Raw genomic sequence first — 13,585 nt, 5'->3', positions numbered from 1 at the left:
TTCCGTTGCCTCCGGCGGGTCGCGTTTTGAAAAAAAGCGTCGCAAAAACTTTCCGGTAATCAAGACACGTCTCTTGATAGAGGGGCTATGGCCGGTTGCGACGCATCCAAAAAATGAAACCTGTTTGTCAAATTTTTCAAAAGATTGGCCCCCGGCAGGGTCGCCGGAGGCAAAATCTAAATGCGTTTGCCCTGACGGCAACTATGCCCCGGAAGACGCCAGGTTGATTTCCAGTTCGGCCTTCAAGGGGGTGGCGGCGCTTCTGGATGAACCTCTGCCGCCCCGCCTGCCCTTGCCTCCGGCCCGTTTACCCGCTGACGCCTTGGGTGGGGTTGTCTCGGGAGATGTAATCTCAAGGGTTACGCTGGTCCCGGGGGTGGTGTTTGTCAGCAGGGCCATGGCCTTGAGGTTGAGTCTGGCCTCCAGTACCAGCCGGTCGAATCGGTCCTGGGCCAGCAGCATTTCAATGCCCTTTTTACGGGCTTCGGATGGCGTGAGGTCCGTGGGGTGGACGGAAGGGGGCACCGTGACGGCGATATCGGCAGGCGCGGTCATGGCGTTTTGGGGGTGCGGCTGGTCCCTGTTTTGACGTTCGCTTTTTTCCGGTCCGTCTCCTGGCTTGATGGTCAGAGCCACATCCTGGCCTTCGGTGTTATCAAAGCCGAGGGTGAGGGTCAGGCCGCTGTGCATCACCTTTCGTGCCATGTTTCTTGATCCCACGGTGAGACAGATAAAGAGGTCGTCCTCGTTGTTCATGGTTCGGACGGCAAGGCGGCTGTCCTCGTCATAATACTGGGGCCGTATGGTGTCCCATTCGTTCGTCTGGCCGTCGACCCGCAGGGTGTCAACGGGTTGCCAGGCGCTTTGGATTTTCTGGGTCGAGCTGCATCCCATGAGAAGGAGCGCTGTAAGAACGGTGAAGGGGACTGCAATGAGTGTGCGGATGCTTTGCGTTTGGTGCATGGAGGGTGGGTTCCTTTGCTGGGGTAAGGGTCACTCTGGACCGTCGATGACGATAATCTGCAGGGTGTACAGCAATGGGCATGCCAGCCGGGGGGATGCTTCCGGAACCGTTAGAAATTCAGGGAATGGGGCCGCCGGGGGCGGGCTATGTACCTCGTGGCGGCCCCGGAAAGTGGGGGATTTCGGGACACTGGGGTGGGGCTGTGGGTAAAAATCCCCCACATCTGTGGCGTTTCAGGTCAGGTGACAGCCGTTACGCGGCGCGTTGGCTGAACACCACACCCAGCAGTACGGCCCCGGCCATGAGGAGCTGCAGGGAGGTGAGGGATTCGCCCAGAAGGACCCATCCGATCAACACCGCATTGACGGGGACCAGGTTGATGAAAATGGAAGCCCTGGAGGCCGGTACATGGCTCATCCCCCAGTTGTAGAGGCCGAAGGCGCCAAGGGTCACAAAGAGTCCGAGAAACGCCATGGCAACCATGAGCTCCGGGGTCCACACGGCTGTGGGTGTTTGCAGGAGAAGGGGCAGGCCGGGGGTGAAGAAGAGGGCCCCTGCCAGCAGCTGCATGGCGGTGAGGCTCCAGGGGTTGTAGCGCTGGCACAGCTGCTTGACGATGACCATGTTAATGGCCGCGCTTACCATGGCGCAAAGCTCAAGCCCGTTTCCCAGAAGAGGGTTCTGGGCCTTGCTGCCCGGGGCGTCCAGGATCGTGAGGCAGATGACGCCTGCGATGGTGATCCCAAGGCCTGCCATGAGGTTGCGGTTGATCTTTTCCTTGAGGAAAAGCCAGGCCCCGAAGGCAACGAAGAGGGGAACCAGGGCCGAGATCACACCTGCCTGGGATGAGGTTGTGTAGGTGAGGGCATAGGATTCCAGCAGAAAATAGAGGCAGGGCTGAAACAGGACCATGGGGACAAGGAGTTTCCAGTCCCCTCTGCGATAGCTTGCAAAGGCGGATTTACCCACAAAGGGGGCCAGCAGGAGCAGTGCCGTGGTCATGCGGAGCCACATGACAGACCAGGGGTTTAAGACCGCAACGGCAATTCGCATGGCGGCAAAGGAGCCGCCCCAGAGCAGGACGGCCGCCAGGAGCGCCGCCACCGGCAGCAGGAGGCGCTGCGGGGAAGGGGTTGTGTGGTGTGCGGTGGGTAAAGGGGCCTGTGCTGTCTCCATGGATGATCTCCTCTGTGTCGGGTTGATACAGACCCTATCTCACCGGCGAAGGAGGGTATTGTATGAAATTGCGGTGGGGATGTTTTTTTGTCTGGCCCCTTATGCTTCCGCCATGTATTGCCTGGGCGTAGCCCCGGTGAACTGCTTGAAGCGCTTGGTGAAATGGCTTTGATCGCTGAACCCCGTTTCCAGGGCGACCTGGGAAAAGGGCATCCCTTGCCGCATGAGGCGCTGGGAGAGGTCAATGCGGCGCTGGGTGCGGAAGGCATGGGGCGCAATGCCCGTGGCGTGTTTGAAGACACGGAGGAAATGGTATCGGCTCAGGCCTACAGCCTCGGCCACTTCGTCCAGGGACATTTTGCGGCCCAGCTCCTCGGAGAGGTACTCCTTGGCCAGGCAGACACGGCGGGACTCGCCCTGAAACGTGTCGGGGCTTTGGGCATTGGCAAAGCGAATCAAGAGGTGCCCCAGGGATTCCATGAGGGCTGTTTCCAGGGCAAGCCGCCCTTCATGCATGGTCATTCGATGGAAAAAAAGCAGGAGGCGATCCTGAAGGCCTCTGTCGCGAACCACCATGCGTTGGAATTCCGGTGGTGCAGAGTCTTTTCCCGAAACATCCCTGAAGGATGCGGTCATCACATCAAGCATGATGTTGACAGACCAGTACGAGAGCTGCTCCCGGCCGATGGGAATACCGGAGTGGACCTGGCCCGGATTGATCAATGCAAGGCTTTGTCTGTCCACAACAGCCTCGTGTTCCTCCGGCCCCACGCAGTAACTTGCCCCCCTGTCCGCGAGAACGAGGGTGTAGGTGTTGTCATGGACATGCTTGGGGAAAATGTGATGGCTATCAATGACTCGCGTAACTTCGATATCTTTAAGCTCGCCATGGCGATAGAATGTCGTGTTTCCAGGTTTTTTCATGGTCCAATACCGGTCTTTTCTCGTGTTTGGCAAGAAGGATCGATTCTATCAGGTGTCTCTCCATATTTCTTGTAGAAAATTGCGGGGGCCGCTATCCGAATCTCCGTTCCCGGGTGGGTGCGGCCAGATCAGGGACTTGGGAAGGGCGATTGTTCTGTGGTAGAATAGCAACGTAACTTTGACGGGTTAGGCCGGTGTTTTCCCCAACGGGATACCGGCCCCTCTCCATAAAAACCCCACGGTGGTGTACCGGTTATCTTCGTGCCCAGGAGGTGTGCATGAAAAAGAGATGGCTTTGGATGGTTGCGATGGCCCTTGTCTTCAGCGGGTGCTCCGGAATCCGGGTCAATCAGGACTACGACCCGGCACAACAGTTCGGCGGGCTGAAGAGTTACGCCTGGCTCTCTGAATCCCAGCCTGTCACCGGGGACCCCCGTATCGACAGCTCGTTGCGGGACAGCCGGACCCGTTCGGCCGTGGAGCAACAACTCAGGGCAAAGGGAATCAAAAAGGTGGATGACGCAGACGCGGCCTTTTACCTCCGCTATGAGTTTGTTCTGAGAAAAAAGATCGAGTCCAGCGGAACCGGCGGAAGCGTCGGCTTCGGCAGGGCCAGCCACGGGCGCTACAGCGGTGTCGGTATCGGTACGGGGACCAGTGTGAGCGATTACGATGAAGAGTCCCTCATCATTGATTTTGTGGGGCGAGACTCGTCCACCCTTTACTGGCGGGGTACCGGGGCTCAGCGGTATTCCGAATACAAGGACCCCGATAAAGCCATCAAGTCCCTTAACAAACTGGTGAAAAAAGTGCTGGACCAGTTCCCCCCGAAGTGAGGTCCAGGGTTTCGCCCTGTCTCCCCGGACAACGGCACACACCGGCTGTTGTCGTGTTCCTGCCTTTCCCCTTATTTCAAAAAACGAGGGATAAATGCGCCCATTCGCGTCGGTATTCCGGCTTGAGCTTGTTTGATGAGGTTCCCTTTCCCGTGAATATCGTGTAAGACAGCCATCGCGCCAAAAGAGCACGGATGGAAAAGACGAGGGGGTTGTGCGGGTGGGAATGGTGAGCAGTAACGTGAACATTGGTCTGTTTTTGATTGCCGTCATGCGCAGCCGTCTGATATAACCCATCGTTATTTCCATAAAGAGACGGATGAAACGACAGGCGATGCCCGAAGTTCCGGCGCGCGGGTCGAAGCGTGTAGAAAGTTAGGGTGAGGTGGCTTGGCGGCAACCGGTTCGGCGGGGAAACGGTCAAGGTGCCTCAAAGAGAAATGGAGAAGCAGGTAAGGAGACACAGATTCATGAAGGACAATGTTTTGGCAAACCCGGGGCCCCTGGGATTGATGGGGTTTGGAATGACCACCGTTCTTTTGAACATTCACAACGCCGGTTTTTTTCCCATGAGCGCCATGATCCTGGCCATGGGCCTGTTTTACGGCGGCATGGCGCAGATCATCGCAGGGATTCTTGAGTTCAAGAAAGGCAACACCTTCGGGGTGACCGCCTTTATTTCGTACGGCCATTTCTGGCTGACCCTGGTGGGCCTGATCCTCATGCCGAAATTCGGATGGATCGAAGCCACGGAACATCATTTTATGGGGTGGTACCTCTTTATGTGGGGGCTTTTCACCTTTTTCATGTTCTTCGGGACCCTCAACGCCAACCGGGGCCTTCAGTTTGTGTTCGGTTCCCTCACCATCCTTTTTGTCCTTTTGGCCGCCCATCACTGGACCGGCTCCCACCTCATCGGCGTCATCGCAGGTTTTGAAGGCATTGTCTGCGGACTGAGCGCCATCTACCTGGCCATGGCCGAGGTACTTAACGAGCAGTACGGACGCGTGGTGCTTCCCATCGGATAGCCCTACGTTCGCGGCTTGAACCTTACAAGGTTACCTGAGGCCCTCCTCTGTCCCGGCGACGACAGGGGAGGGCTTTTTTTGTGCGAGCCGTCGCGCCTTGCGACACCCTGTGCGACAGGGCGCGTCGCATGCACACCCTTCACCCGTTGGGGATGGGCATTCTCCTTGTTTGCTACCGGATGAGTATGATAAGACAAACAAATTCTTATTGACGATGCAACCTCACGGAGAATCCCGAGCACCATGAAAGTGATTAAAATAGGCGGCGGCTGCCTCAAGGGCAAGAAGACCATTGAATCAATCCTGGACCTCCTGGCGGGTCGGGTGAAAGGCGACATCATCGTTGTTTCGGCGTTGAACGGCATCACCGACATGCTCATCGACGGCATGGCCGACGCCCTGGCCGATGAAGAGACGATTTCCACCCTCATGAGCCGCCTGCGGGCCAAACATATGTCCACGGCCCGGCACATCATCGCCGATGCAGACCTTCAGAAGACCTTTTCCAAGGCTTTCGGCAAAGGCCTGCAGCGCCTGGAACGGTACTATTACGGTCTGAGCTATACCGGGGAGAGCACGCCCAAGATGCGCGATCTCATCAGCAGCTATGGAGAGCGCTTCAGCGCGGAGCTGCTCACCTGCGCCATGAACGCGCGGGGTGTCCGGGCTGTCTGTCGCATGCCCCAGAACATCGGGATGATCACCGACGGAAAGTACGAGGACGCCACCGCGGATCTGGAGGTGACCCGGGCGAATTTTCGCGAGCACTTGGGGCCCCTGGTGGACGAAGGGACCCTGGTGTTCATGCCAGGATTTTACGGGATCAGCGAAGAGGGCAACATCACCACCTACGGCAGGGGGGGCACCGACTACTCCGCGGCCGTGGCCACCGTGGCCATGGAAGCCGAGGTCCTGGAGTTCTGGAAGGACGTGGCCGGGTTCATGAGCGCGGACCCGCGCATGGTACTCGATGCGGAGCTGATTCCCGTTCTCTCCTATGCCGAAGCCGCCGAGTTGTGCTATTTTGGGGCAAAGATTCTTCATCCCCGCGCCGTGGAACCGGTGCGCCGGTACGGCCTGGACATTGCCATTAAAAGTACCCTGGATCCCGATGCCGAGGGGAGCCTCATTACCACAAGCAGCCCCGAGGCGCCCCACGTGGTGAAAAGCGTCACCCAGAACACCGACGTGGGCATCATCAAGGTGTATGCCTCGGGTATGGGAGCCCGGCCGGGCATGCTCTCCGAGGTGACGGGCTGCGTCACGGACAGCGGCATCAACATCCGGTCCGTGGTCACCTCCCAGACCTGCATTTCCATCCTTCTGGATAAAAAAGACATGGATCGGGGCTACGAACTCCTGGAAAAACTGACCCCCAACCCCTTTCGCAAGGTGGAACGGGAAGACGACGTGGCCCTTATCAGCATGGTGGGGGAGGGGCTCAACACCCGCAAAGGGGTTGCCGCCCGCTGTTTTTCCGCCATGGACGACGCCGGGATCAACGTGGAGATGATCGCCTTTGGTCCCTCTCCGGTGGCCCTCTATTTCATTGTCCGGGAAGATGACCTCAAAGCCTCGGTCCGCGCCCTGCATGCAACCTTTTTCAACGGCGCGTCGTAAGGGGCGATGTTAACTATTCAGTTGTCTCCGGCGGGGCGCTTATTGAATAAAGCTCTCGCCATCGCCTCCACCTCTGTTACTCACCCAAATGGCATCAGGGGCTATGGCGCAGCAAGCCGCAAAAACATTCCGGCTGAATGTCCGATACGTTTAATACAGTCGGCTTGCAGATAACTTTCGGTCGGTCCGGGGCGCCCTTAAGACCTGTTTGTCAAACTTTCTTGTCGCGCCGTAGCCCTTGGGCGAAGGCGGATCAAAAGTTTGGCCCCCGGCAGGGCCGCCGGAGGCAACAACCGTGCTTTTTCTCTTTTTACCTCATTCTACTTGTGCGAAGGAGTCTCCATGGGGCTTTTCTCTCTTTTTGTCAAATCACCCGAAGACCTCGAAAAAAAAGGCGATGCCCTGGTTCTGTCCGAACATTACGGCCCTGCCCGTACCCAATATGCCAAGGCCCTGGAGAAGCTGGCCGGAAAAGAAGCGGGCCAGGAAGCCCTTGTTGCCCGCATTGAAGAGAAACACGCAGGCTGCGGGGAGTGCCTGGCCAAGGAGCACCTTGCCAACGCGGCGGAGCTCCATGAGTCGGGCATTGACGCCGAAGCCCATCACCTGCTGCACCTGGCGGACCAGCTGGCCCGGGAAGCCGAAACCAAAGAGGCCATCCAGGCCCTTGTGGGAACGCTGAAGAGCTCCATGGCCCGGGAGGGCGAGGAGTGGGACGACGACGAAGACGGGCCCGGGGTCGAGGTACCGTACACTGAGGCGGACCAGGCCTTCGAAGCCCTGTGCATGGCCCTTCCCGAAGAGCAGGGCGAGGCCTACATGGACTACGGCGATGCCTTCCGAAAGGGGTACAGCGCCTTGAACTCCGGTGCCTTTGCCGAGGCCGAAGAGGCACTGGACCAGGCCCTTGAGGAGGATGGCGATGACGGGTACGTGCCCCTGGAGCTTGCCTCCGCCTGCCTGAACCTTGGAAAACGGGACAAGGCAAAAAAACTGCTGGAGACGTTCTTGTCCGGCCACCCCTTGCACACCCACGGCGTGGAGCTTTTGTGCCATCTCCATCTGGACGAGGAAGAGCCGGAAACATCCCTCTCGATCCTGGATGACGCATTGAATGGCCTTGAGGAGTGCCCTGTGGAGCTGGGCCTGCTCAAGGGCCGCCTTCTTATGGCGTGCCGACGGGCCGCTGACGCCGAGGCGTTCCTTGCCCAGGAGCTGGAGGAACGCTGGGACGACAACCTCGCCTTTTTTCTGGCCAACCTGAAAAAAGACGGCGGAGACGCAGCAGCAGCCCGAACCCTCCTGGAGACCAGCATGGGCCGGTGCGCCGGGTGCGGAAAACGTCCCCCTTCTCATATCCAGCTCACCTACGCCAACCTTCTCAAAGAGGGGGGGGACACCTCGGTCCCTCTCATCGAACGGTACTTAAAGCTTGCCATGGAAGACCCCGCAACGGCCCCTTACGCCTACCAGGCCGTCAGCGACATCTATCGGAGCAAGGGAGACGTCTCCGAAGCAGACCGGTATGCCGCCATGGTGAATTGACGCTCTTGTGACGGAGAACATGTCGGCTTTGCCGTGTGTTGTGGTAGCCCTGAAAGCTGAGGAATCATTGAACCGACGTTTTTAAGCTGTTTACAACCCGTGTAAGGATCCCACCATGAAACGACTCGTATTTTTCCTGTTTGGTCTGGCTGTGGCGGTATCGGCTTCGGTTTCCCTGGCGGCCGACACCTTTCGTGTTCTGGACATCGGTGAACGGGAGTATGAGAACGGCCCGGCCCTGTCCGTCCTTTTTTCCGAGCCCCTTGCCCGGGATGTGCTCCAGGGCGGGTTTCTCCAGGTGACGGTGGGCGATGGCCCTGCCGACGGGGGCTGGGTGCTTTCAGAAGACGGGCGGAGGCTCTGGTACCCCCATGTGGAGGCCGAGACGTCGTATACGGTGACGGTCCTTCAAGGGGTGACCTCCGTTTCGGGCCAAGTCCTTGCCGAGCCGGTGGTGAGCCAGGTGGAGACGCGGAAGGTGGAGCCCATGGTGGGCTTTGCCCGCAGCGGGCTGGTGCTTCCCCGGGGGCTTTCCGGCGGGCTGCCCGTGGCCACGGTGAATGTGCCTGCCGTGGACCTGGAATTTTTCCGCATCAACGAAGAGGGCTTGAGGCGGTTCGCCCAGTGGCGGAACCCCACGGACAGCATGGGGCTCTACCGGCTGGAAGACATGCCGCAGTATGGTGATCTGGTTTATTCGGCCCGCTTTGACCTGGATCCTGTGAAAAACCGGCGGGTGGTGCGCCATATCCCCGTGCGGGAGATCAGCTCCCTGTCGCAGACCGGTCTCTATTTTGCGGTGATGAAGCGGCCGGGTACCTTTGGGTATGCGTACCAGAGCACCTTTTTCATGGTCACGGACATCGGCCTGTCCCTGCGTTCCTACAAACAGGAGACGGTTGTTACGGCCTCGTCCCTTGCAGACGGCACCGCCCTTGAAGGGCTCCGGGTCTCCCTTTTCGACGACAAGGGGCGAAAGCTGGCCGAAGGGCGCACCGATAAGCTGGGGTTGTTTCGGAGCCGCGATGCCCGCGTGAAAAAGACCGTCCTCATTCGCGGGGAGAGCGCGGGAGGGGACCTTGCCTTTCTCTCCACCCGGGCCCCCGGAAACGATCTCTCCGAGTTTGAGGTCACCGGGCGCAAGGACAGCCCCGTGGATGTGTTCGTCATGGCCCCGCGGGATCTTTATCGGCCCTCCGAGGCCGTCCCCCTCTCATTTCTGGTGCGGAACAACGATGGCAGGCCCGTGGACGTGAAAACCCTGTTCGTCCGCTGGGTCAAGCCCGGGGGCAAGGTGTTTGCCAACGTCAGCCTGGCGCCTTCGGGGTCCTCCGGGTATTTTGAGGCCCTTGCCACCCTTCCGGGCAACGGGCCCACCGGGCGGTGGCGAGCCGAGGTGCGGCTTCGTCCCGGCAAGGTGCGACCGGTTTCCACCTTTGAGTTTCTGGTGGAGGAGTTCCTGCCGGAGCGCATGGCCCTTGATCTCTCCTCCGACAAAACCGTTTTGGTCAAAGAAACAGACCACTCCCTGAAGGTGGCCGGTCGATACCTTTACGGGGCCCCTGCCTCGGGAAACCGGGCCGAGGCACGGCTCACCCTTCGAACCCGGCGCGCCTGTTTTCCGGACGGCCTGAAAGACTTTCTCTTCGGCCTGGAAGAGGATGCGGATTTTCTTTCCGTGTCAGACCTGGGAAGCCTCACCCTGGATGACCACGGCAAGGGCGCCTTTGCCGTGGATGAGGAGGCGGCAAAGAGCCGCTCGCCCCTTTCCGTTACCTCGGAGGTGAGCCTCTTTGAAAGCGGGGGGCGTCCGGTGACCCGGCGGTTTTCCCTGCTCTGGATGCCGGATTGGCGCATGCCTGGGATCCGGTATCGGGGAGGCCAGGGCGGCACCGGAGAGCTGGAGACGCACAGCCTGGATCTTGTGGTGGCCGATGGCACCGGAAAGCCTGTTGCCGTTAAGCGTCTCCACCTCAAGGTGATCCGCATCGATCGCAACAGCTACTGGGAGTTCAACGAAGGGGCCGGGTGGCAGCATCGGGTCACGGAAAAACGTTACACCTTTGCCGAATCCTTGATGGACCTGCCCGCCGGGGTGGTGACCCATGACTTGACCCTCCCATCAGGCGACTACATCGTCGAGGCCGTGGATCCCGGAACCGGTCTTTCCACCACCGTCTCTCTCTCCTCGGGCCGTGGCTATGGCGACGGCGCCCCCCATCCCGCCAAAGTGAACCTCCTTTTTGACAAAAAAACGTACCGACCGGGCGATGTGGCCCGGGTGACGGTGGTTCCCCCGAACGAGGGCGAGGCCCTGGTGATGGTGGAGGGAAAGGGCCTTCTCTGGGCCCGACGCACGGCCGTTGAACGGGACGGCACCGTGGTGGAGATCCCCGTTGCCGAGGCGTGGCAGAGCCACGACATCTATGTAAGCGCCGTGGTGCTGCGCAAGACGGCACCCAAAGACCCGGAGACCCCCTTGCGCGCCATCGGTGTGCAGCACCTTGCACTGGACCGGGAACCTCGGGCCATGGACGTGGAGGTTTTGGTGGCACGGACCTGGCAGGAGGAGGCGCCATTACCTGTAACGGTGACGGTGAAAAAAAAGGGGCAGGCCCACTACGGGCGGGTCTGGCTGGCTGCCGTGGATGTGGGGATCCTGGGGATTACCGATTTTGCCTCCCCGGATCCCTATGGCTGGTTTTTTGCCCGGCGCTGGTACGATGTGAAGGGCACGGACCTCTTCGGAAAGGTCATCGAAACCGACGCGTCCTTACGGGCCGCCATGCGCTTCGGCGGTGACGGGGACATCTCCCTGGGCGGTGGAAAGCCCCAGGCCGAGGTGACACTCTTTTCAAAGGTCCTCGGACCCTTTGAGACCGACCGCAGCGGAAAGATAACCGCAGAGATTCCCCTGGACGATTTTTCAGGGACCCTGCGTCTCATGGCCGTTGCCTTTGACGACACCTCCTTTGGAGCTTCGGAGTTCGAGACCACGGTGACCCCGCCCCTGGTGGTACAGCTCTCCGCCCCCAGGTTCCTTGCGCCCGGGGGATGCCAATCCCTCACCGGCGGAACCTCGACCCGGATGGTGACCGGGGAAGGCGACTACACCCTGGGCCTGGAAGCCGGGGGGCCGGTATGCATCGACGCCGAGACCGAAACGGTGAGGCTTGCCGAAGGAAAAAGGAAGATTCGCTCCTGGCCGGTGACGGCGGCCTGCGATGCGTCCCTGCCTCCTTATGGGGTGGGGGAGGTGGTCATGACCGTGCAGGGGGACGGGGTGACCAAACGCATCACCGCCCAATGGCCTGTTCGTCCCGGCTACCCCGGTGAGGCCCGGGAGACCCGTGTGCGCCTCAACCCCGGGGAGAGCCTCTCCCTTGACACCCAGTCCATGGCAGGCCTTATCCCGGCCACCGTGGGCGGTGCCGTTGCCGTCTCCACCAGGCTGCCGTTGCCTGGAGATGCCTATGTGCGCGGGTTGCTCGATTACCCCTATGGCTGCCTGGAGCAGGTCGTCAGCCGCGCCTTTCCCCAGCTTTGGCTCCTGCCCGAGCGGGCTCGGGCCATGGGCATCGAGCCCGTGCCTGTGGAGAAACGGCGTGAGATCCTGGACGACGCCGTGGCACGGGTTGCAGCCATGCAGCGTCACAACGGAGGGTTTGGCCTCTGGAGTGCCTCCGGCCCGGAGGACCCCTGGCTCTCATGCTATGCCGTGGATTTTCTCCTCACCGCACGTGAGATGGAGGTGAGGGTGCCCACGGAGGTCCTGCGCCGGGGATTGGAGCGTCAGCGCACCTGGCTGGTTAAGGGCCCCGGTGGAGATCTCCGCAACGACAGGGCCGCCTCCTTTGCGGTTCGCAGCTATGCCGCCCATAACCTGTCCAGGGTCCGAAAGGGGCACCTGGCGACCTTGCGTACCCTGTTTGACAATCATGTGGAGGATGCGGCCGATTCCCTGTCCGTGGCCCGTCTTGCCCTGGCCCTGAAAGCCTCCGGGGACAAGCGGCGAAGCAGGGGTGCTGCAGACAGGGCCCTGGTTCTTCGCCCGGACGAAGATCACTGGCGAAGGGATTACGGCAGCGCTCTGCGGGACCTGTCCATGACCGTGGCCCTTTTTACCGAGCAGAAAATCGCGGTGCCGACCATGACGGACATCCTCGACACCCTGGAGACGAACCTGAGGCAGACGAGGTGGCTGAGCACCCAGGAGCGGTTTGCCCTGTTCCGGCTGGCCCTGGCCTTTGCCGAGAACGACGATACCGTCTCCCTTTCGGTGGCAGAGGGCGGTGAGTCTCGGAAGGTAAAGGGCAAAGGCCCCTTTGCCATGAGCCTTTCTGCAAAGATGTTGGCCCGGGGAATCTCCCTGACGTCAACGGGAAAGGAGCCCCTGTTTGCTTCGGCCGTGGTCACGGGGTACGCCGAGACGCCTCCCGCTCCCACGGAGGAGCGTATCCGGGTGGCCCGTGAGTATTTTGACCTGGAGGGGCGCAGCCTGGATCCCGAGAGCGTGCCGTCGGGCACCCTCATGCTGGTGAACCTGCGGGTGACCGCTTCCGAGGAGGTTCCTGACGCCCTGGTGGTGGACCCGCTTCCTGCAGGGCTGGAAAAGCAACCCCAGTTGCAGCACAGCATCCGTGCCGATGAGGTTGTGATCCGCGGCAAGGCTGTCTGGCGTCATGCAGAAGAGAACCCCCTGACCCATGCAGAGTACCGTGAGGATCGATTGGCAGCGTCCGTCTACCTTCGCAGGGATCGTGAGTTCAGCCTGTTTTACGTGGTGCGTGCCGTAACTCCGGGGGTCTTTGTGGTGCCGCCGCCCTTTGCCGAGTCCATGTACCGTCCTGAAATTCGGGGGATCGGTGCCGGGGGACGGGTGATCCGGGTGGAAAGGTGACACAGGGGCCCGGGATACCAGGGCAGGGGACACACGCCTTTTTTGTGTCCCGCTGTTTTGGTGTGCTGCCGTTATTTTGCAGGAAAAAGGTGTTTTATGCCCCGGTCGAGGCATCCGTGTTTGTCTTGTTTGTTTCATGTAAGGAAACCCGTTGCTACGGCCAACGGGGCTGTTGACCTGCCGTGCGATGGGATGTTTAAAGAAAGATTTCCTGTTTATGGTCAGTAAATTTATGATATTTTTTTTGTTGATAAATCTGCTATAATACACCCACATATGGTTCCAGATTTACTCTGGACGAAATCATCCCGTATGGCTTTCCCACGACGGGCCGGACAAACAGCCTCATGACGCGCATTCTCTGAGCCGCTTCTCCTTACGACGCCCCTCCTCCTTCCGCGCACGATGTTCTGCGATATCTGATTTTGTCCGGGCATCACAGCTCCATATCTCCAGTTCACAAGATATCATTTTTTCAGCTGTTTTACGTTGGTAACGAAAAGGACTTCATTGCTTTTTTGCCATTCGCAGGTCGATTCGAGTCGCCATGGACGGTGGGCATCGGGGGACCTTGCAAGAATAAGGAAGGCAT

General features: G+C 59.9%; 7 protein-coding genes and 1 pseudogene. 5 read left to right on the top strand and 3 right to left on the bottom strand.

The genetic code is table 11. The features are described from left to right. Positions 1–201 precede the first annotated feature (201 nt). From ACOYW2_RS13870 to ACOYW2_RS13860, 3 genes are all read right to left on the bottom strand, one after another. Complete coding sequence (locus ACOYW2_RS13870) at positions 202–963, bottom strand: hypothetical protein (protein WP_482770803.1); 762 nt, start codon at positions 961–963, stop codon at positions 202–204. 253 nt (positions 964–1,216) lie between these two features. After that, on the bottom strand, positions 1,217–2,140 hold the full coding sequence (locus ACOYW2_RS13865; RefSeq protein WP_482770802.1) for a DMT family transporter: 924 nt from the start codon (positions 2,138–2,140) through the stop codon (positions 1,217–1,219). 99 nt (positions 2,141–2,239) lie between these two features. Further along, positions 2,240–3,064, bottom strand: coding sequence for a helix-turn-helix domain-containing protein (locus ACOYW2_RS13860; RefSeq protein ID WP_482770801.1), 825 nt, complete (start codon positions 3,062–3,064; stop codon positions 2,240–2,242). A 278-nt stretch (positions 3,065–3,342) separates the two neighbouring features. On the opposite strand from ACOYW2_RS13860, the gene ACOYW2_RS13855 reads away from it, so the two are divergent. The 5 genes and pseudogenes from ACOYW2_RS13855 to ACOYW2_RS13835 all read left to right on the top strand — a co-directional run bounded on the left by ACOYW2_RS13855 (position 3,343) and on the right by ACOYW2_RS13835 (position 12,993). After that, positions 3,343–3,900, top strand: coding sequence for a DUF4136 domain-containing protein (locus ACOYW2_RS13855; protein WP_482423417.1), 558 nt, complete (start codon positions 3,343–3,345; stop codon positions 3,898–3,900). Between the two features lie 470 nt (positions 3,901–4,370). After that, entirely contained in the window at positions 4,371–4,928 is a 558-nt protein-coding gene (locus ACOYW2_RS13850) for an acetate uptake transporter (protein ID WP_482770800.1), read from the top strand. A gap of 243 nt (positions 4,929–5,171) precedes the next feature. Further along, positions 5,172–6,548 carry an aspartate kinase gene (locus tag ACOYW2_RS13845; RefSeq protein ID WP_482415846.1) on the top strand — a complete coding sequence of 459 codons (1,377 nt, stop codon included), beginning with the start codon at positions 5,172–5,174 and terminating at the stop codon, positions 6,546–6,548. 342 nt (positions 6,549–6,890) lie between these two features. Further along, positions 6,891–7,541: pseudogene (locus tag ACOYW2_RS13840) on the top strand (tetratricopeptide repeat protein); the annotation flags it as partial. Between the two features lie 667 nt (positions 7,542–8,208). Then, positions 8,209–12,993 carry an alpha-2-macroglobulin family protein gene (locus tag ACOYW2_RS13835; protein WP_482770799.1) on the top strand — a complete coding sequence of 1,595 codons (4,785 nt, stop codon included), beginning with the start codon at positions 8,209–8,211 and terminating at the stop codon, positions 12,991–12,993. The last annotated feature ends 592 nt before the right edge of the window (positions 12,994–13,585 follow it).

It is taken from the genome of Desulfoluna sp. CLI2B, from assembly GCF_056847375.1.
The sequence above is the reverse complement of the archived record's forward strand: the minus strand, read 5'-3'. Positions and strand labels throughout refer to the sequence as shown.

Excerpts from the sequence above, each read along its gene's own strand:
- ACOYW2_RS13870 (WP_482770803.1), bottom strand. The coding sequence starts at position 963 with ATGCACCAAACGCAAAGCATCCGCACACTCATTGCAGTCCCCTTCACC.
- ACOYW2_RS13865 (WP_482770802.1), bottom strand. The coding sequence starts at position 2,140 with ATGGAGACAGCACAGGCCCCTTTACCCACCGCACACCACACAACCCCT.
- ACOYW2_RS13860 (WP_482770801.1), bottom strand. The coding sequence starts at position 3,064 with ATGAAAAAACCTGGAAACACGACATTCTATCGCCATGGCGAGCTTAAA.
- ACOYW2_RS13855 (WP_482423417.1), top strand. The coding sequence starts at position 3,343 with ATGAAAAAGAGATGGCTTTGGATGGTTGCGATGGCCCTTGTCTTCAGC.
- ACOYW2_RS13850 (WP_482770800.1), top strand. The coding sequence starts at position 4,371 with ATGAAGGACAATGTTTTGGCAAACCCGGGGCCCCTGGGATTGATGGGG.
- ACOYW2_RS13845 (WP_482415846.1), top strand. The coding sequence starts at position 5,172 with ATGAAAGTGATTAAAATAGGCGGCGGCTGCCTCAAGGGCAAGAAGACC.
- ACOYW2_RS13835 (WP_482770799.1), top strand. The coding sequence starts at position 8,209 with ATGAAACGACTCGTATTTTTCCTGTTTGGTCTGGCTGTGGCGGTATCG.